General features: G+C 41.8%; 18 protein-coding genes. 1 reads left to right on the top strand and 17 read right to left on the bottom strand.

Annotation, left to right across the window (positions count from 1 at the left end):
• Nucleotides 1–18: 18 nt before the first annotated feature.
• The 10 genes from CWB80_RS20185 to CWB80_RS20140 form a co-directional block, all read right to left on the bottom strand.
• Complete coding sequence (locus CWB80_RS20185; RefSeq protein ID WP_138602449.1) at nucleotides 19–1,497, bottom strand: NAD(P)H-hydrate dehydratase; 1,479 nt, start codon at nucleotides 1,495–1,497, stop codon at nucleotides 19–21.
• A 118-nt stretch (nucleotides 1,498–1,615) separates the two neighbouring features.
• Nucleotides 1,616–2,428, bottom strand: a complete 813-nt coding sequence (gene speD / locus CWB80_RS20180) for an adenosylmethionine decarboxylase (RefSeq protein WP_054552422.1) — start codon at nucleotides 2,426–2,428, stop codon at nucleotides 1,616–1,618.
• 88 nt (nucleotides 2,429–2,516) lie between these two features.
• Nucleotides 2,517–2,930, bottom strand: a complete 414-nt coding sequence (locus CWB80_RS20175) for an OsmC family protein (RefSeq protein ID WP_055020887.1) — start codon at nucleotides 2,928–2,930, stop codon at nucleotides 2,517–2,519.
• A 145-nt stretch (nucleotides 2,931–3,075) separates the two neighbouring features.
• Entirely contained in the window at nucleotides 3,076–3,423 is a 348-nt protein-coding gene (locus CWB80_RS20170; protein ID WP_054563480.1) for a DUF3802 family protein, read from the bottom strand.
• A gap of 128 nt (nucleotides 3,424–3,551) precedes the next feature.
• On the bottom strand, nucleotides 3,552–5,021 hold the full coding sequence (gene astD / locus CWB80_RS20165) for a succinylglutamate-semialdehyde dehydrogenase (protein WP_138602451.1): 1,470 nt from the start codon (nucleotides 5,019–5,021) through the stop codon (nucleotides 3,552–3,554).
• An 18-nt stretch (nucleotides 5,022–5,039) separates the two neighbouring features.
• Nucleotides 5,040–6,056 (bottom strand): arginine N-succinyltransferase, encoded by a 1,017-nt coding sequence (gene astA / locus CWB80_RS20160; RefSeq protein ID WP_138602453.1) that lies wholly within the window; start codon nucleotides 6,054–6,056, stop codon nucleotides 5,040–5,042.
• A gap of 80 nt (nucleotides 6,057–6,136) precedes the next feature.
• Nucleotides 6,137–7,342, bottom strand: coding sequence for an aspartate aminotransferase family protein (locus tag CWB80_RS20155; RefSeq protein ID WP_138602455.1), 1,206 nt, complete (start codon nucleotides 7,340–7,342; stop codon nucleotides 6,137–6,139).
• Nucleotides 7,343–7,711: 369 nt separating this feature from the next.
• Nucleotides 7,712–8,872 carry an HDOD domain-containing protein gene (locus tag CWB80_RS20150; protein WP_138602479.1) on the bottom strand — a complete coding sequence of 387 codons (1,161 nt, stop codon included), beginning with the start codon at nucleotides 8,870–8,872 and terminating at the stop codon, nucleotides 7,712–7,714.
• A 48-nt stretch (nucleotides 8,873–8,920) separates the two neighbouring features.
• Nucleotides 8,921–9,499, bottom strand: a complete 579-nt coding sequence (locus CWB80_RS20145) for an anthranilate synthase component II (protein ID WP_138602457.1) — start codon at nucleotides 9,497–9,499, stop codon at nucleotides 8,921–8,923.
• Between the two features lie 82 nt (nucleotides 9,500–9,581).
• Entirely contained in the window at nucleotides 9,582–9,980 is a 399-nt protein-coding gene (locus CWB80_RS20140) for an acyl-CoA thioesterase (RefSeq protein ID WP_138602459.1), read from the bottom strand.
• A gap of 36 nt (nucleotides 9,981–10,016) precedes the next feature.
• On the opposite strand from CWB80_RS20140, the gene CWB80_RS20135 reads away from it, so the two are divergent.
• The gene (locus tag CWB80_RS20135; protein ID WP_138602461.1) at nucleotides 10,017–10,721 is read left to right on the top strand and encodes a 2OG-Fe(II) oxygenase; all 705 of its coding nucleotides are present in this window, start codon (nucleotides 10,017–10,019) and stop codon (nucleotides 10,719–10,721) included.
• A gap of 51 nt (nucleotides 10,722–10,772) precedes the next feature.
• Here the strand turns inward: CWB80_RS20135 and CWB80_RS20130 are convergent, their stop codons facing one another.
• From CWB80_RS20130 to CWB80_RS20100, 7 genes are all read right to left on the bottom strand, one after another.
• The gene (locus tag CWB80_RS20130) at nucleotides 10,773–12,011 is read right to left on the bottom strand and encodes a cysteine desulfurase-like protein (protein ID WP_054552413.1); all 1,239 of its coding nucleotides are present in this window, start codon (nucleotides 12,009–12,011) and stop codon (nucleotides 10,773–10,775) included.
• Nucleotides 12,012–12,020: 9 nt separating this feature from the next.
• On the bottom strand, nucleotides 12,021–12,653 hold the full coding sequence (locus CWB80_RS20125; protein WP_054552412.1) for a 2OG-Fe dioxygenase family protein: 633 nt from the start codon (nucleotides 12,651–12,653) through the stop codon (nucleotides 12,021–12,023).
• A gap of 195 nt (nucleotides 12,654–12,848) precedes the next feature.
• Nucleotides 12,849–15,446 (bottom strand): bifunctional aconitate hydratase 2/2-methylisocitrate dehydratase, encoded by a 2,598-nt coding sequence (gene acnB, locus CWB80_RS20120; protein WP_054552411.1) that lies wholly within the window; start codon nucleotides 15,444–15,446, stop codon nucleotides 12,849–12,851.
• Nucleotides 15,447–15,742: 296 nt separating this feature from the next.
• Nucleotides 15,743–16,813, bottom strand: coding sequence for an OmpA family protein (locus CWB80_RS20115; protein WP_054552410.1), 1,071 nt, complete (start codon nucleotides 16,811–16,813; stop codon nucleotides 15,743–15,745).
• Between the two features lie 449 nt (nucleotides 16,814–17,262).
• Complete coding sequence (locus CWB80_RS20110; RefSeq protein WP_054552409.1) at nucleotides 17,263–18,324, bottom strand: OmpA family protein; 1,062 nt, start codon at nucleotides 18,322–18,324, stop codon at nucleotides 17,263–17,265.
• Between the two features lie 329 nt (nucleotides 18,325–18,653).
• On the bottom strand, nucleotides 18,654–20,066 hold the full coding sequence (locus CWB80_RS20105; RefSeq protein WP_138602463.1) for a protein adenylyltransferase SelO: 1,413 nt from the start codon (nucleotides 20,064–20,066) through the stop codon (nucleotides 18,654–18,656).
• A gap of 8 nt (nucleotides 20,067–20,074) precedes the next feature.
• Nucleotides 20,075–20,770, bottom strand: a complete 696-nt coding sequence (locus tag CWB80_RS20100) for a DNA-3-methyladenine glycosylase I (protein WP_138602465.1) — start codon at nucleotides 20,768–20,770, stop codon at nucleotides 20,075–20,077.
• Nucleotides 20,771–20,780: the final 10 nt, after the last annotated feature.

The raw sequence follows: 20,780 nt of genomic DNA, 5'->3' as shown, positions 1-20,780 counted from the left end.
CGGCTGACGGCTGACGGCTCAGTTAACCAACTCCCTCACTATCACAAACAAGTCACTCGCTAACATGCCTCTTTCGCCTTCACGTTCTGCGGCAATGTCACCGGCTTTTGCATGTAAGGTTACGCCTAAGCAAGCTGCTTGCTGAGGAGTAAGCCCCTGTGCGATTAGTGCCGCTATGATACCTGTTAATACATCGCCACTGCCACCAACCGCAAGTGCAGGGTTACCGTCGGTACACACCCATGTTTGGTTATTATCAGCAATTAAACTGCCAGCACCTTTGAGTACACAAGTAGTGGTATAGCTACGTGCGAGCTGCTTTACCGCATGAAAGCGATTTTCTTCAATATCGTGAGCGCGACAATTAAGTAACCTTGCTGCCTCACCGGGGTGTGGTGTAATAACGGTATTAGCCAATGGAAATGACGAAGCATGTTGAGCTATTAAATTAAGTGCATCAGCATCAATAACCAGTGGCTTGTTATTAGTAAAGCAATACTGCATGACGGTTTCAAAGGTTGTTTCCGACCAAGTGTCTTGACCAAGTCCAGGGCCAATAGCAACACAAGTTGCCCACTCTAGGGCGCTAATCAGGTTTGTATCTGTCACCATTAGTTCTGGCCGGCCAATACTCACTGGTAGAATAGAGCTACTATGGGTATACACTTTGACCATACCCGCACCGGTGCGAAGCGCTGCCTCTGCGGTTAAACGAATAGCGCCTGCAGTCCCTGAATTACCACCAATACACAGCAATTTACCATGGCTGGTTTTATGGCTGTTGTTATCGCGATCAGAAAGCCTCGGCTGTGTCTGATAATTGATAAGCTCTGCCGTGGGTGATGTCAGTTTTAAAAAGGCATCTTCAATACCTAAATCATTAAACTCTAGCGTCCCTGTATGCTCTCGCCCTTGCCCTGTCACTAAACCTTGTTTAATACCTACAAAAGTCACAGTGAGCGCGGCTTTTATTGCCACTCCTTGTACGACACCTGTGTCGGCATGTATGCCTGAAGGTAGATCAATAGCAACTATCGGCACTTGGCTTTCGTTGGCAGCTTTAATCAGCTGTAAAAAAGGCTCGCGCACATTGCTTTGAATTCCCGTGCCAAGCAGGCCATCAATAATGATATCTGCTTGCTCAATAGCACTGGCATCAGCGGTAATTGTCCCTCCTGCGTTGAGCCAAGCTTGCTGAGCACTGAGCGCATCACCTTTGAGCGGTTTATCAGGTATTGCTGCAATAACCGTAACCTGTTTGCCCGCTTGTTTAGCTAAACGAGCAACAACATAACCATCGCCGGCATTATTACCAACGCCCGCTAACACAACGAATGTACTTGCCTTAGGAAAATAGCTGATAGCTTGCTGATAAGTCGCCAGCCCTGCTCGCTCCATAAGCTCATACAAGGTGATACCAGAACGCTTAGCTGCGGGTCCTTCATGGTCACGCACTTGCTCTGCTAAAAATACTGACTGCGAGAGAACAACTGACATATCTATCCTTAAATTGGCCTTTTAATCAGCATATAAGCACAGATAAGTGCAGTCAATGAGGCATAAAAAAACGGCGCGTAACTTACATTACGCGCCGTTTCTTTAAAGCTTTAGTGACTTACTCAGTGTCTGGTAAGTTGCGACCGTAGAAGATTTCTTGCATCTCGCGGGTCAGCTTAGAGTAGATAACTTCTTCTTCTTCTTCAGAAAGATCTGCTGTAGAAACACCGAATAGGTAAGTATTCAAGTCAGTTTCTTTTAACATCATCTTCGTGTGGAACAAGTTCTCTTGATACACGTTCACGTCCATCATTTGGTACGCTTCTTTGGTATCTTCAGTCATGTAGTTCTGAATTGAGTTAATTGCGTGATCGATATAGTGTTTAACACCATCTACGTCACGAGTAAAACCACGTACGCGGTAGTCAATTGTTACAACATCAGACTCAAGGCTGTGAATTAAGAAGTTTAACGCTTTTAATGGCGAAATAATGCCACACGTTGATACTTCGATATCAGCACGGAACGTACAAATACCATCATCAGGGTGTGCTTCTGGGTATGTGTGAACACAGATGTGGCTCTTGTCTAAGTGCGCTACTACTGTTTCAGGAAGAGGGCCCGGCGCCTCATCAACGTCATACGTTGTTTGTTGCTCAATTGGCTCTTCAGAGATCAAGATTGTCACGCTGGCACCTTGCGGATCATAATCTTGGCGAGAAACATTTAGAATGTTTGCGCCAATAATATCCACAACTTCACCTAAAATATCGGTAAGGCGATCAGCACTGTACTGTTCGTCGATATATTCAATATATTCTTTACGCTGTTGTTCCGTCTTTGCGTAACAAATATCGTAAATACTAAAGCTTAAGCTCTTAGTTAAGTTATTAAAGCCATGAAGCTTAATTTTATCGAAGGGTTTATTCATGCTAAACCAACCTTAAAACGAGTGAAACCTGCACCAGCAGAAATAAAAGTTCGCGGATTTTATACGAATTTCCTGCTCGGAAAAAGCGTTATTTTACCTGTTCTTGCACAACTTCATGACTATGCGTAATTTCTACTGTCTTATCAAGCATTAAGGCTACAGAACAATACTTTTCAGCAGATAATTGTACCGCTCTTGCAAGGTGCTTTTCAGAGACATTATCACCGGTAACCACAAAGTGTAGATTAATCTTGGTAAACACGCGAGGTGCTGACTCAGCACGCTCTGCAGATAGCTTAACTTGCACATCAGAAAATGACTGTTTTGCTTTTTTTAAAATACTAACAACATCAACAGATGAACAACAACCCGCTGACATTAAAACCATTTCCATTGGGCTTGGCGCAGCGCTATCGCTACCGGCATCAAAAACTACATTGTGACCTGAATTTGAAAGGCCAATAAACGTATCGCCTTCTACCCATTTTACATTCGCTTGCATGTGCTTTATCTCTTAAAGTTATTTTGCTTGATTGTAAGCAAGTCACACACAGATGCAAGGGATAAGAGGTGAACTTTAAAGGAAAGCGAGTTGCTAACTTTGAGCTGCTCGCTTAAAGACTAGAAATTGTGTTGTGCTTTATAAGTTAGGCACTTTCGACAACAGCACTATCGAATAAGTTTTTTACTAATCCAGCAAACTCATCAATAAACGCGTGTTGTTCAACGGTTACTGTGTGATTTGTAACGCTGCTCAGCACTTCTTGTAAGTCATATACGATACCGTCGACTTCGCGAACAATTTGGCTACGTTGTTCAGTATTAAGCTCTGTGTGTTGCTCGCAAAGTAACATGACATTTTCTGCTATCACGTCTTCAATCAGCTCTAACACTGTTGGAGCTCCTGGTTTAATTTGACCCGGCTTCTCAAAAAGCGCTAAATTTTGAGTGAGATACATGACAAGATCATCGTACCCTTGCCTATCTAAAACCATACGACTGCACACCTAATAAAAAACTATCTCTTTAGATTTAAGCAGAAAGCGCTTTTAATTGCTACCTTTGCCAAGCATCTCATACAAAAAAAGCAGCCGAAGCTGCTTTTTATAATGATTTACGATTATTAATCGATTTTTAAGCCTGGGCTTAATGTCGCTGGCATTGCTACTTTTTCAAGCTCTACCGAAGCGACAGGGTATGCACAATAGTCAGCAGCATAATATGCGCTTGCTCTGTGGTTACCTGATGCACCAATACCACCAAATGGTGCTGCACTTGATGCACCTGTGATAGGACGGTTCCAGTTTACGATACCTGCGCGAATACGACGAAGGAAATGGTCGTAATCTGCTGCGCTGTCGCTTAATAAACCAGCTGATAAACCAAAGCTTGTGTCATTCGCTTTATCAATAGCGGCATCAAAATCAGTGAAGCGGAATACTTTAAGAAGTGGTCCAAAGTGCTCTTCGTCTGGGAAGTTAGCGACATTTGTACACTCTAAAATACCCGGTGTTACAAAGCCGGTATTTTCTTTGTGCGTTAGCTCAACTAACACTTCAGCGCCAAGCTCAACAAGTTGCTGTTGTGCTGTAACCATACCAGCTGCTGCCGCTGAAGAAATCATTGACCCGATGAAAGGTTGCTCTTCTGCGTCGTAGTCACCGACTTTAATAGCTTTAGTTGCTTTAATAAGACCCGCTAAGATGGCATCACCTTGCTCGCCTGCAGGTAAGAATAACTTACGCGCACACGTACAACGTTGACCTGTAGAGATAAATGCTGATTGAATAATATCGTGGATAGCCGCTTTAGTGTCAGCAACATCAGTAACGATAAGCGGGTTATTACCACCCATTTCTAAGGCTAAGATTTTACCCGGCTGACCAGCAAATTGTTCATGTAAAATATGACCAGTGCGCGAAGAGCCAGTAAAGAATAAACCGTCGATCCCTTTATGAGATGCAAGCGCTTTACCCGTTTCTACTTCACCTTGCACAAGGTTGATTACACCTGCAGGGAGACCCGCCTTTTGCCATAACTTTAACGTTAACTCAGCAACTGCTGGCGTTAGCTCAGACGGTTTAAATACCACGGTATTGCCTGCTAATAGTGCAGGTACAATGTGACCATTTGGCAAGTGACCAGGGAAGTTATAAGGGCCAAACACCGCTACAACACCATGAGGCTTGTGACGGATCATCGCGCGACCTTGTGGCATTGGGTTTTCAACATCGCCTGTACGCTCTAAAAAAGCTTTTTCAGAGATAGCAATTTTACCCACCATCGCACCTGCTTCAGTACGTGTTTCCCAAAGTGGTTTACCGGTTTCTTGTGCAATAGCAATCGCTAATTCTTCGCTGTGCTCTTTCAGTGTTTCTGCGAATGTTTTTACAATCGCTAAACGCTCTGCAAATGTTTTATCAGCCCAGCTGTAAAACGCTTCACGTGCAGCAGCGACTGCGCCGTCTACTTGTTCAGTGGTTGCCGTATTTGCTTGCCAAATTACATCGTTATTTGCTGGGTTTACAGATTGAAAAGTATGACCAAGGCCTGCTTGCCATTGACCATTAATAAATTGCGCTGCATGAGTCATTAATATGTCTCCTGAATTCTATAGTTCTGCAAGTGATACTGAATCACCCGCTTCTAAGTGAAGTGCTTTTGCTAATTCACTTGAGATTGTGATGCTATCGGCATCGCATGATAGGCTAACTTGAGTCACGGTTGCTCTAAAATCAGCAATTTTATCATTTGCTAACAATACCGTGGTGTCGCCTTGGCTTTCACCAATTTCAACTTTAACTGTGTGGGCGTTTCTCACTGTAGCAATGTTATCTACTTTTGCTTCAACAGTTGGACCTGCATCAAAAATGTCTACATAACCATTAAAGGTAAAACCTTCGCTCTTTAATAGTTCAATCGCAGGGCGTGTGTTGTCATGTACTTGACCAATCACAGCTTGTGCATCTTTGCTCAGTAAGTTGACGTAAATTGGGTATTTAGGCATTAACTCAGCAATAAATACTTTCTGACCAATACCCGTTAAGTAATCTGCCGTTGGAAAGTCCATTGAGAAAAAGTGCTCTTCTAGCCATTGCCAGAATGGGCTTTCGCCGCTTTCGTCAGACACACCACGCATTTCAGCAATGACGGTGTCAGCAAAACGTTCTCTATGTTGATTAATAAACATAAAACGTGCTTTTGAAAGCAATTTACCGTTATTGTTTTTACGGTAGCCATCTTTTAAGAATAATGTACATAGCTCAGTTGCACCGGTGTAATCATTACACAGAGTTAAAATATCAACGGCTTTATACACGTCTAGCGTACGAGAAGAATGAATTACTTTGCTTAAATGATAATGATAAAAAGCATCATCTAAACCAACAGCGGCTTCAATACCCGAAGTCCCTACAACTTCACCCGTTTCGCTATCTTCAAGAACAAACAAGTAACCTTCATCACCTGGCTGCTGTGCTGCTTTTGCAAATGAGCTGACAGAATGATCGATTTTCTTTTGTAATAACTCTTCATTATTAGGCAAAGACGTAAAGCCATGGCCTGACTCATCAGCAATCTTTACTAACGCTTGGTAATCGCTTTGCTGGATTGGGCGAAGGATCATCATAAGTCCGCTTGCTCCCTTATAAATAACGGTAAATTAAGAAATGTGGGCAAGCTTAGCTTGCCCTGAAATGACAGTTTCGTTTAGCCGTTAACGACTTTTGCAACTGCTTTTTCGAAACGAGCCATACCTTCGCGGATATCAGCTTCTGGAATTACAAGTGACGGAGTGAAACGAACAACATCAGCGCCAGCCACTAAAGACATAACGCCTTCTGCAGTACCAGCCACTAAAAACTCTTTTGCACGACCTTTGAATTGCTCTGTTACTACAGCACCAATTAATAGACCTTCGCCACGGATTTCAGTGAATACATTGTACTTTTCGTTAATCGCAGTTAGTAACTCACGGAATAACGCTGACTTTTCTTTAACGCCGTTAAGTACTTCTGGTGTATTTACTGTGTCGAATGCAGCTTCAGCTACTGCACACGCAAGTGGGTTACCACCGTAAGTAGAACCATGAGTACCCACTTTTAAGTGCTTAGCAATATCAGTTGTGGTGATCATCGCACCGATAGGGAAACCACCACCTAATGCTTTTGCAGTCGTTAAGATATCTGGAGTTACATTTAGACCTTGATAAGCATAAAGCTCACCCGTACGGCCAACACCGGTTTGTACTTCATCAAAGATTAGTAGTGCATTGTGTTTAGTACACAGTTCACGAACACCCTCAACAAACTCAGCAGTTGGCGAAATAATGCCACCTTCACCTTGTAGAGGTTCCATCATTACCGCACAAGTATTGTCTGAGATAAGCGCTTCAAATGCCGCTAAATGGTTGTAGTCACAGTGAACGATATCACCAGGTTTTGGACCAAAACCATCAGAGTATGCAGCTTGACCGCCTACTGTTACAGTGAAGAAAGTACGGCCGTGGAAACCTTTGTTGAATGAGATAATTTGTGACTTTTGCTCACCAAAGTTATCAAGTGCAAAACGGCGTGCAAGTTTAAGTGCCGCTTCATTTGCCTCTGCACCTGAATTAGCAAAATATACTTTTTCAGCGAACGTTGCATCAGTTAGCTTTTTAGCTAAGCGAAGCGCTGGCTCATTAGTCATTACATTTGATAAGTGCCAAATCTTTTCGCCTTGCTCTTTTAATGCACTTACAAGAGCTGGGTGACAATGGCCAAGACAGTTAACAGCAATACCACCCGCAAAATCGATAAATTCACGACCTTCTTGGTCCCATACGCGAGAACCTTCGCCTCGAACTGGAATAACACTTGATGGTGCATAGTTTGGAACCATTACTTGATCAAATAATTCGCGATTGACTGTCATTTTATATCCTCATAATTGTAAGCACACACAGAGTTTGGTGGCGCTTTAAAGCAAAACTAAGCCATTTTACTTAGCCGATTGAGCTTAGCGCAAAATCACCAAAATTACTCTTTGGTTCAATTTTCATTCATCCATTATTTCAGAAAATTTTCGTTATGTCTCTTAGAAAACTTTCATGCAGGCCTTGAAAACAAAGGGCTTGAGATATTTTTTCATGGATAGTGAATAACTATTTGAAGGCCTTTTTTTGCTCGAAATACTACAAAAAGGCGTAAGGCTAGTGAGCCAAGCACTGGCTAATGACAAAAACTTTGTCGCTGTGGATTGATAAACAATGAATGAATAGTCGCAAAAAAATTAACAATTTTTTTAATTAATTTGGATATGAAAGTGCTCAAAATTGCATTTAGCTAACTGTTCAAGCTCTTCCTTAGTGAAATCGAAGTGTGCAAACCAACGCTCAGTTTCGTCACTTTCGACCAATTGATGCTCATTTAAACTTAAAAACTGAGCGTAACAACGTGCTTTTAAAATCACCTTGGTAAGCGGCAAATATTCATCGTTTTTAGCTAATGGAGTCGTTAACTGCTGCATCACCGCATTAAATGGTAAATACCTAAAGGCCATTTGTTCAATTACTGTTGCGGTTACTTTTAATGACAACTTGCTAAGCAAACTACTTAAAAACAAAGGATCAGGCTTGAGCTCTAATAATGCGGTATGTAAGTCTTTCTTTTGTTCATCACGCGCCATAGTTACTTTACGCTGCCAAACTCGCTCAAAAGTGCGTAAATACAAACGTACTAAGGCAATCTTCCCAACATCAAGCAGCATTCCAAGCGTAAATGCATGTTCTTCATTTACGCCATTTAGCTTTGCTATTTCTTGCGCTGCAATGGCACACGCCATTGAATTATCTCTTAGTCGACGCTTTAAAAGCGGGAATGGCTCAGTACTATGAGGCATCCAGTGGCGTACAGCAAATGTCGGCACGACAAACTTCAAGTTATCTAAACCAATGTAACGAAGTGCTAAAAGCGGGTTATCAACTTTAACGGAAGTATGCTTATTACGTTGTTGACGGTAAAAAGGCAAGTTCACAAACGCGACTAGCTCGCGCCCCAGCCAGCTTAAATCTTTAACCAAAGGCTCAAGTCGACCCACTGAAGCTGAACGTACAGCTAAAATATCTAAAATAGCAGGTACGCTATCTTGGATACCAATTGTTTCGTGAATTACAGTATCAATATCTTCAAGCTGCTTATTCATCGCTGTTTCAATAACTTGATGTAACTGCTTACTCGCTTGAGCACGATATTTATGATGCGCCGTGCTTACCTTCTGACGTTTTTTTTCAGCAGCAACTTCTACTTCTAATAAAGTACGTTGCTCCATTGACTCGCCATAATCGATTTCTAAGGTATGAATAAAGCCAATTTGGCGCTGCGCAAAACTATGACCAAGCAAAAGATCGTGCGCGCGCTCATTAAGCACCATCGCAGTCCTTTGTTGTCGGGTTTCTTCAGTCATTTGCACAGGCGTATTGTCGGTCATATTTGTTAATTCACTAGCCTAAGATTAGAAGCGAGTTAAAAAGTTAGCAAGTAATTCAAGCCCTTGTTGGGTCAAAATTGCTTCGGGGTGAAATTGCACGCCTTCAAGTGCTAAATCATTATGCATGATCCCCATAATTTCATCAAAATCAGAATTTTGTTCTGTCCATGCAGTAATAGTGAAGTCACTAGGTAAGCTTTGTTTATCAACCACAAGTGAGTGATAACGACACACCGTCAGCGGGTTAGCTAAACCATTAAACACACCTTGGTTGCTATGCTTAACTAATGATGTTTTGCCATGCATCACTTGCTTAGCGCGAATAACATCAGCACCCAGAGCCTGAGCAATGGTTTGGTGCCCTAAGCAAATACCGAGAATTGGCAACTGCCCTTTTAGTTGTTCCACCACTTGTAAAGAAATACCCGCTTCGTTTGGCGAACAGGGCCCAGGTGAAAGTACGACGTGCTCTGGGTTAAGCTGTTTAATCTCAGCGATACTGATCTCATCGTTTCGTTTAACTAATACATCTTGATCCAAGCGCTGAAAATATTGCACTAGGTTGTATGTAAACGAATCATAATTGTCGATCATTAACAGCATTGCGTGTAACCCAAAATTACTCAGTCAAAATAATGAAGGCGCATTTTACCCCAAGCACACATAAATGTCGGCAAAAAATGGCTTATTCATCAGCGATTAGATGCGCTGTAAGGTCTGCCCTTTCTTGCTCATCAAGTTTTTGCGAGCATTTATTTGCAAAGTCGTAACGTACTAGTACGGTTTTACCAACGGCACAGCAGTTATCCTGCTGCCAAGCCTCTTGGCGCAGTACGAATGAACTTGAGCCGACATGCTCAACACTGGTTTTCACTGTGACATCGTGACCATAAAACAACTCACCCACAAAGCTTACTTCAACCTTAGCAATGATCAGTTTCCACTCATAAGGGTTTAAATCAGGCGTAAAAAACCTGAAAATAGGCGCTCGGGCGGCTTCAAACCATACAGGGAGTACTGTATTGTTGATGTGCCCTAGCACATCTGTTTCGCTAAAGCGTGGTGTGATAGTTTCAGTAAACATAGTAACCCTATAAAAAATATAAACTAAAGGTAGCTCATGACGGACTTTATTCGCGTATACGAAAACGCCCTCAGCAAAGAATTTTGCGACAACTTTATCACGGTATTTGAACAAAGCCCGCATTTAAAACAAGGCACTACCTCAGGCGGAGTAGATTTAGCGAAAAAAGACAGCCGCGATTTATACCTTAATAATCACTCTGAATACGCTGAGCAACTTAAGCATATTCAACAAACGACTGCGGGTTACGTCTTCAAATACCTTGAAGAGCATATTTTTATGATGATTGGCGCCTTTGGTTTAAAGGTTTACCATCCGCAAACAGGCAAACCTGTTGACCTAACACAAGATAACTTTGAAGAAGTCGGCAAACCACAATTGCCATTACTCGTGCAGCAGATTTTTCGTATGGGCCCTATTCAAGCACAAAAATACGATATCAATAAAGGTGGTTACCCTTATTGGCATAGTGAGGTATACCCGCAAGCAGGCCATAACGAGGCCCTTCATCGCGTGTTATTATTTATGTTTTATTTAAATGATGTAGATGAAGGTGGTGAAACAGAGTTTTACTATCAACAACGAAAAATATCGCCAAAACAAGGTACTATGGTCGTAGCGCCGGGCTATTTTACCCACACGCACCGTGGTAATAAGCCTATTTCAAATGACAAGTATATTTTAACCTCGTGGGTCTTATTCAACCGTGCAGAACAAATTTATGGACAACCACAATCCTAGCGGTAATAAGCAGCCCACTCGGGCTGCTTATAACTTAATTAAAGCTCAGCTTTAATCTGCCAGTAATTGATCAAATAAATCGAAAACCTTATCAAGCTCATCAATAGTGTTGTAATGCATACAACCAATGCGTACTACACCGCCGGTTTCTAATACACCTAGCTGCTTACATAGACCTTGTGCATAAAAGTTACCGTCCCACACGCAAATATGTTGCTTACCTAAAAATTCAGACACAACGCGTGGCTCGATGCCTTCAAACGTTAAAGCAAAAGTCGGTGTGCGTGAAGCTACGCGCTCTAGATCATCAATACCAAATAACTTGATGCGCGGGTAATCAGCTAAACGCGTTAAGAAATGCTTACTTAATGTCATTTCGTGCTGTTTAGTCATAGCAAATGCAGCAGCTAATTTATCTCGGCGTGAATGAGTATCATCAAGCTCACTAATTGCAGCAATGTAATCAACAGCAGCAATTAATCCAGCTAACGCTTCAAAGCTTTGTGTTCCCGTTTCCCAGCGACCTGGCGCAACATCTTTTGCAGGTTCAACTTTATATGGTGTGAAACCTTCAAGGTGCTCACGTTTGCCATAGACAATACCAAGGTGAGGACCAAAGAACTTATATGCAGAGCAGGCTAAGAAGTCACAATCAAGTGCTTGTACGTCTACTAGCTCATGAGGTGCATAATGTACGGCATCAACATAAACTAGCGCACCAACAGCATGTGCAAGCTCAACGATGCGTTTAATATCATTAATTGAACCAGTGGTGTTTGATGCATATGTCACAGCAACAAGCTTTGTTTTGCTAGATAAAAGGCTTTCAAAATGTGCCATATCTAGGCTGCAATCAGCTTCGTTGATAAGGGTAGTTTTTACTGTCGCGCCTTTATCTTCAGCAGCTTGCTGCCAAGATGATACGTTTGAGAAGTGATCAGCATTGGTGACAATAATTTCATCATCAGCAGTCCAATCACGTGAGATGGCACGACTAAAGCTAAACGTTAAGCTTGTCATGTTTGCACCAAACACGATTTGCTCTTTAGATGGCGCATTTAATAAATCGGCTGCAGCTTGGCGAGCATTTGCCATTAACTCTACCGTTTTATCACTTGAGAAAAATGCACCGCCTAAGTTTGAGTTGAAGTAACCCAAATATGCACTCATAGCGCTTAGAACTGACTGTGGTACTTGCGAGCCACCCGGACCATCAAGGAAAATCGGTGACTGACCTGCAACTTGTTGCATAAGTGCAGGGAACTGGCGACGTAATTGCGTTAAGTTCATGGTTTACCCTTACGCAGTTAGTACGAAGCAATCAAGGTAACCTTCTTTGCTTGCGTCTAATTTATTCATTGGTGTAGCGTTGTGCCATACTTCACGGTCATTAATCAGTGCGAACATGCCGTCTTTAATTTCCATTTTGAAACATGGTTCAGCTTGTTGGTGTTCATAAACAAGTAGCTCACCACCCTCTAGGTTTTCGTGTGATACACCACATACGCATACGTGATCAAAACCATCTTGGTGAACACCTTCAGGTGCAGCTGGAGTGTCGCTGTCGATCGCAAGCATTCTGAACTGATGAATTTCAATAACGCGATCATCACTGATACCCGTCATATCGCGAAATTGATTAACGATTTGCTTCATGCCATCAGTCGCTAATAAGCTATCTTCTAGATTTTCATAAGTACGCTCAACATTACCTTGGAAGGTATTGATTGAGTCATCTTGCACAAATGCTTTTGTTGGTTGTAGTTTTAATTCACCATCAACAACTTTGATTACTGAATAACGACGCTTACGAAATTCACCATCTGCGTATGGGTTTGCAGGTAGGTTAGCAAAAGAAGGCTTAACTGCGTCAATATGTGCTTGGCTTACAAAACGAAGCTGTAAAAGGTTCTGGTTGTTTAATGTAGTCATTTCGATCTCGCCTTAATACGTTGAGAATATTGGCGAGGATTTTAATGCAATTGGTAGGAAATTTTTGCGTTATTATGTAAACGCTGATGATGATTTATGTAGCTTTAAGATCGTATTTATAAATATTTTAGAAATTTTATCTAAAATAAAAAGCCCGCTAAAAGCGGGCTTTCTTGTCATTTAATTTAGCTAAAATTAAACAGCTTGCTGAACGATTACTTTGTCTGCCTTTTTAGTGTATTGAGGCATACGGTGGAAGTTCAGGTAACGATAAGTATCAGCTGCAGTTGCATTGATCTTATCTGCATACTCTTGGTACTCAGCAGGTGTAGGTAGTTTACCTAAGATTGCCGCTACTGCTGCAAGCTCAGCTGATGCTAAGAATACGTTAGCGCCAGTACCAAGACGGTTAGGGAAGTTACGCGTAGAGGTAGAAACAACTGTTGCTTTATCAGCAACACGTGCTTGGTTACCCATACATAGTGAACACCCTGGCGTTTCGATACGTGCACCTACGCGACCAAAGATACCGTAGTAACCTTCGTCAGTAAGCTGGTCTTTATCCATCTTCGTTGGTGGTGCAACCCAAAGTTGAGTTGGGATACGGCCACTGAAACCATCTAGTAGTTTACCTGCAGCACGGAAGTGACCGATGTTAGTCATACAAGAACCGATGAATACTTCGTCGATTTTCTCGCCTGTTACGTCTGAAAGAAGACGCGCATCATCTGGGTCATTTGGAGCACAAAGGATTGGCTCTTTGATGTCTGCAAGATCGATTTCAAGTACGTGCTTGTACTCTGCATCTGCATCAGCTTCCATAAGTTCTGGGTTAGCTAACCACTCTTGCATTGCTGTGATACGACGCTCAATAGTACGAACATCGCCGTAACCTTCAGAGATCATCCACTTAAGCATTACGATGTTTGACTCAAGGTATTCAGCGATAGACTCTTTAGAAAGTTTAACAGTACAACCTGCCGCTGAACGCTCAGCTGATGCATCAGAAAGTTCGAAAGCTTGCTCAACTGTTAGGTGCTCAACACCTTCGATTTCTAGTACGCGACCAGAGAATTCGTTGATCTTACCTTTCTTCTCAACTGTAAGAAGACCTTCTTTGATACCGTAGTAAGGGATAGCATGAACTAGGTCACGTAGTGTGATACCTGGCTGCATTTCACCTTTGAAACGTACTAAGATTGACTCAGGCATATCAAGAGGCATTACACCTGTTGCTGCTGCGAATGCTACCGCACCTGAACCCGCTGGGAATGAAATACCTAGAGGGAAACGAGTATGTGAGTCACCACCAGTACCTACTGTATCTGGTAATAACATACGGTTTAACCATGAGTGGATTACACCGTCACCAGGACGTAGTGATACACCGCCACGGTTCATGATGAAATCAGGAAGTGTGTGGTGAGTGTTTACGTCGATTGGCTTAGGATAAGCAGATGTATGACAGAAAGACTGCATTGTTAGATCTGCAGAGAAACCTAAACATGCTAGATCTTTAAGTTCGTCACGCGTCATAGGACCAGTTGTATCTTGCGAACCAACAGTAGTCATTTTCGGTTCACAGTATTGGCCAGGACGTACGCCAGGCATGTTACATGCTTTACCAACCATCTTCTGAGCTAATGTGAAGCCTTTACCAGAATCAGTTACAAGAGCAGGCTTGCGGAAGATATCTTCAGCTTCCATACCTAATGATGCACGCGCTTTATCAGTTAAACCACGACCGATGATTAGTGGAATACGACCACCAGCACGCACTTCATCAAGAATTACGTCTGATTTAAGAGAGAAAGTAGAGATTACTTCATCAGTACCGTGACGCTTAACAACACCTTCGTATGGGAAGATATCGATTTGGTCACCCATGTTTAGCTCATCAACAGGAAGTTCGATTGGTAATGCACCAGAGTCTTCCATTGTGTTGAAGAAGATAGGAGCGATTTTACCGCCTAAACATACACCACCAACGCGTTTGTTTGGTACGTGAGGAATATCATCACCCATGAACCAAAGTACAGAGTTAGTTGCAGATTTACGAGAAGAACCCGTACCAACTACATCACCAACGTATGCAAGAGGTAAACCTTTCGTTTTAAGCTCTTCTAGTTGTGAGATTGGACCAACTTCACCTGGTTTTTCAGGATTGATACCATCACGTTCGTTCTTCAGCATTGCTAAAGCGTGCAGTGGAATATCAGGGCGAGACCATGCATCTGGTGCAGGAGAAAGGTCATCTGTATTTGTTTCGCCAGTTACTTTGAATACGGTAACTGAGATTTTTTCAGCAACTGCAGGCTTGTTCACAAACCACTCAGCATTTGCCCAAGATTCGATTACTTGCTTAGCAAATTCGTTACCCGCTTTCGCTTTTTCTTCTACATCATAAAAAGCATCAAACATTAATAATGTGTTTGATAAACCTTTAACAACGATTGGCGCTAACGCTTCGTCATCTAAAAGGTCAATCATAGGCGCGATGTTGTAACCACCTAGCATAGTACCAAGTAGCTCAGCTGCTTTTTCTTTTGATACAAGTGGAGAGCTCGCTTCACCTTTTGCAACTGCAGCCAAGAAACCTGCTTTGATGTAAGCAGCATCATCAACACCTGGTGGTACACGGTTAACTAGAAGATCAACGATAAACTCTTCTTCACCTGCCGGTGGATTTTTGATTAATTCAATAAGATCAGCCGTTTGCTGAGCATCTAATGGCGCTGGTACGATACCTAACGCGGCACGTTCTTCTACGTGTTTACGATATTCTTGTAGCACAATATTGCCCTCTTGGTGACGTGAAAGTACTCGGTAGTATTAAGCTAAATACCAATTAAGACCCAGTACTTATAGTATTCTGACAGTTAATTATAAAGCTTTTAAGTATAGATGAAAATCCATGCGGTAAGTAAGGAGTTTAATAGTCACTATAAATATCATGAATAGTACTAGAAAAAAACGCTATTCAAATGAATATTTATTAAGAATCATTCCTATCTAACCAATTCCTAGTACTTAGAAAAGAAAAAACCCAGCACTAGGCTGGGTTTTTAAAATTTGCGTAAAGAGTTAGATTAACGCTCTACTTTAACACGTTCAATGACAGTTACTTTCGCTTCAACACGACGGTTTTCGGCGTGAGCTTCTGGTGTGTTAGCTGGGTTTTTAAGACGCTCTTCACCCATACCAACAGTAGTTAGACGCATTGGATCAATGCCATCTTCGATTAGTTTCTTAGCAACCGCATCAGCACGTTTCTTAGATAACCACTTATTGTAGTCAGCTTTACCTACTGATGAAGAGTGGCCTTCAAGCACTACGTCAGTACCTGGGTGCTCTTTTAAGAATGCTGCTGCAGCATCAATATCATCTAGGTATTGTTGAGATACTTTAGATGTGTTGTTAGGGAACGTGATTAGTAAGCTCTTAGTTACTTCACGATCTTCATATAGCGTACAACCAGTGCCATCAACAGCGTCAGTCATTGGTGTATTTGCACATTGATCGTCTGCATCAGGGATATTATCGCCATCGCTATCTACTGGTTCTACAGCAACAGGAACAACCGTAGGAGCAGGCTCTACAGGCTCAGCTGGCGCGCTTTGAGCACCGAAGATGTAGCTAAGACCTAATTTAGCACCCACATCTGTATAACCACGATCTAGGCCTTGGTATAAAGACGTTTCTGCATTAAATGCGAAATGCTCTGTAAAGTAGTGTTGATAACCTGCACCCACATTAGCAAACATTAAATCTTCATCAACCGCATCAAGATTTTTTAAACCAAAAATACCGTAGAAAGGACCACCACCAAAGTGGTAAAGACCATCAATACCGTAACGCTTACCACTTTCTGAACCACTCATCGACGTACCGTCGTTTAATTCAGCTTTCCAGTCAAAATCCATATCAGCGTATTCTAGACGCGCACTCCAGTAATCACTGAAGCGGTAACCTAACTCTAGACCCCAGCCTGTTGAATCATCAACATCAAGACCGCCTGGTGCGTAGTCACGAACATTTTCCCATGAATTATCATAGTAATCGCCAAACGCACCAATATAAAAACCTTGCTTTTCAGCAGCGAAGCTAGAAGCACTTGTTGCAGCAAGAGCTAAAGCTATAGTTAGTGATTTTAGTTTCATGTTTCCTTCCCTTCCATTTAAGTAACTAAAGGCTGTGTAGCCTAAACTCTGTCAAGATAGATGATGAGTAATTAATCCAAACTTAATAAACTAAAACTACAATAAATTTGTTAATTTCAAAACACCACCTAAAAAAGTGACGTTTAGCACCGTCGAAATGCCATAGAATGGCATACCAAATTAACAGTGCTCAAAAAAACTCTAATTTACCTAGTGATAATTACACGAGATAACAATAAGAACATAGTACAATAATCACCCATTTGCTGCGATGATTCAAATCAATATAAGTGTACCTTATTTTTATACCATGCCGTATACCTTTAAGAGTATCGCGTTTATTAAAAAAGTAAATGCGTTTTTAAGGTATAAAAAAAGCTGAACCATAAAAATAGTTCAGCTTTAATCTCAAGATTATTAATAAATTACAATAAGCTAATAGTAATCTATTACTTACGCATAACCTTTACACGTTCAACCGTACTAATTTGTGCTTCAACACGACGATTTTCTGCATGCGCTTCAAGCGTATATGCTTTGTTCTTCAGGCGTTCTTCACCATAACCAACCGTAGAGATTCTATCTGATGAGATACCGTCTTTAACTAACTCTTCAGCTACATCTTTAGCACGTTTTTCAGAAAGCTTCATGTTGTAATCCGCATCACCAACTGCTGATGCATGACCTTCAAGAACAACTGATGTGCCTTCGTTTTCTTTCATAAATGCTGCAACATCAGCAATATCGCTGAAGTATTTATTTGGTACTTCTGCAACATCATGCGGGAAAGTAACTAGTAAAGTGATTGTTGCCTCTTTTTCTTCATAAAGAGTACAGCCCTTGCTATCTACCGCATCAGTCATTGGTGTATTTGCGCATTGGTCATCAGCGTCCATTACGCCATCGTTATCGCTATCTGTAGGTCCACTTACTACAGGAGCTGGCTCAACAGGAGCCGCAGAGCTGCTTTGATCACCAAAGATATAGCTTAAACCTAACTTAGCACCCACATCGGTATAACCACGATCAAGGCCTTGGTACAAAGAAGTTTCGGCATTGAAAGCAAAGTTATCTGTGAAGTAGTGTTGGTAGCCAGCACCAACGTTTGCAAACATTAAATCCTCATCAACAGCATCAAGGTTTTTCAAACCAAAAATACCGTAAAATGGGCCACCACCGAAGTGATATAAACCATCAATACCGTAGCGCTTACCACTTTCAGAACCGCTCATCGATGTGCCATCGTTTAGTTCAGCGGTCCAGTCAAAATCCATATCAGCATATTCTAAGCGAGCACTCCAGTAATCGCTAAAGCGATAACCCAGCTCTAAACCCCAGCCTGTTGAATCATCAACATCAAGGCCGCCTGGTGCGTAATCGCGAACATTTTCCCATGAATTATCATAGTAATCGCCAAATGCGCCGATATAAAAACCTTGTTTCTCAGCAGCAAATGTTGAAGCACTAGTTGCAGCAAGTGCCAAAGCTATAGTCAGTGATTTCAGTTTCATTGTTTCCTTCCCATTTTCATAATAAAGCTCGTAAGAGCTCGTATTTTTTGAGTAATCAAAACTTTAACAATACAAAAAACGATTAGTTACTTTGCATTGACATTCAACTTATTAATTAATCCATAACTATTAAGGTACTAATAATAGCCTAGCCTAATTTCGTAGATAAGCGATTAAATGTATGACCAAACCAGCTTCGAATACCGTATGAGATCATCTTTTAAAGCAATAGATTAGCCTAAAATCTATAATACCACCGCCTATTAGAGCGCTCAATCAGCATACAGTTAAATTCAATAAATAGGAATTTTCCTAGTTAATTTAAATGACTAGGTCCCACAAAAAGTTTGATAATTTTTATCATAATCTTTTGGGGCCTGAAGCCATTCAAAGTGACGCTCATCGTAAACATATGGATCGTTAAATGCTTCTAAAAAGGCGTCTTTTAATGAACTTTCTCCCGATGCTTCGTATTCCGCTAGGATCATTTCAATAGTATGATTACGTGGAATGACTGCAGGATTAACAGCGCGCATAGTTTCATAACTTTTAGACGAAATCCTCACGTTCCACTTTTTATGCCACTCTTTTAAACTAGTTGGAATTGCGAAATCCGCAAGTAAAGATTCAGTCAGAGCATTGAAAGTATTAGTATAATCGAGCTGATGTTGCTTCATTAAACCTAGCAACTCTGAAACTAAAGCATGATCGCCTTCGTGCTGACCAGCTAATCCTAATTTCTGCTGCCACATAGTATTAAATGCATCATTAAATTTAGCTACAAAGCCATTTACAACCGGTGAGAGTTGTTCGACGGCACTCTCTTGATCAGCAAGTAACGGAATTAAGCTTTCAGCCAAGCGTGCAATATTCCAATTAGCAATATTCGGTTGATTTCCAAATGCATAACGCCCTTGATGGTCAATCGAACTAAATACCGTGTCTAGGTCAAACTGATTCATCATCGCACAAGGGCCATAGTCAATGGTTTCACCACTAATCAAGGTATTATCTGTGTTCATCACACCGTGTATAAAGCCAATTCGCATCCAACTGATAACCAGCTCTATTTGCTTATCGAGTACAGCAGTTAAAAACTCAATATAACGCTGCTCACCCGTACTGCTAATGCCTGGGTAGTGGCAGCTAATTGCGTAATCAACGAGCTTCTCTAGCCCTTCTATATCACCTTGTGTAGCTAAGTATTGAAATGAACCAACACGGATGTGACTTTTAGCTAGGCGAGTAACAACTGCCCCCGGGCGTGGTGGCTGACGATATACCGTTTCGCCAGTTGTAACCACAGCTAAACAGCGCGTAGTTGCGATGCCAAGCGCATGAAGTGCCTCACTCATAATGTACTCTCGAACAGCTGGACCAATGGCACAGCGACCATCACCACCGCGCGAGAACACTGTTGCTCCAGCGCCTTTTAGCTGCAAGTCCCACAATGTGCCATCTTTATCTGCAATAGCACCAAGTAAATGCGCTCTACCATCACCAAGACGCGGTGAAAAATGACCAAATTGATGACCTGAGTAACCAAGAGCAACCGGCGCAACGTCGTTATCTATCGTTGAACCAGATAGCAATTTAGCTAAAAATTCGCTGTCGTGTTTAATTGCGAAATTATCAGCTAGCTTGTCATTAAATAGCAGTAATTGCGGCTCGGCAACGGCGCTCGGCATATCCTTGATAGCAAGTAGTTCACTAATATCTGTGTATCGAGTTTGCAGTTTCATAACTGTCCTTAACGTGTTGCGACACCCACACGATTATCGCCTACACCATAGGCCACTAGTTGGCTTAGTGCCTGCAGGCTGTAACCGCTTTGCTGTTGTAATTCGTTGAAAAAACCTTGCGCTGCTTGCAGTGACTTTTTAGTTTGTAAGCCGCCATCTATCAACTCATGGGCACGCAAATAGGCTTCTACATCCCGAGAAAGTAAAAAAGTATCTTTACCAAGCGCTCGTAAAGCGTATGGGCCAGTATTTCCCCCTAAACGCGCACCATGCTTTTTAAGATAAGCCCACAAACCAATAATATTGTCAGTAGGCCAATCTGCAATAAATTGGCTAAAGCTGCCATGCTTCTCAGCAACTTCGTGGATCATGTACGCATTTTCTGGGATCGTTTGTACTTTTTTAAAATTACGAACAATTCGCTCATCACTGGCTTTTTGCTCGAGCATATCTGGCGGCATCATCAACAATTTTTCTACACTGAAATCCCAAAACACATCACGAAAACCAGCCCATTTATTATTGATAACAGACCAATAAAAACCGCTTTGAAAGACTTTACGCGTGAACTCTTCTAACCATAAATCGTCATGCATTTTAGCAATATCAGCATCGTCGAGCGGGTTTGATAACAGTGCTTGCAGCATTTCTTCACTGCCCTTTCGAGATACGGCTCGTTGATAAATATCGTTAAATTTTTCCATCATTTTTCCA

Origin of the sequence: Pseudoalteromonas sp. S1650 (assembly GCF_005887195.1) — a bacterium.
Lineage (GTDB): Bacteria > Pseudomonadota > Gammaproteobacteria > Enterobacterales > Alteromonadaceae > Pseudoalteromonas > Pseudoalteromonas simplex.
This window is presented reverse-complemented; position numbering and strand designations above follow the sequence as displayed.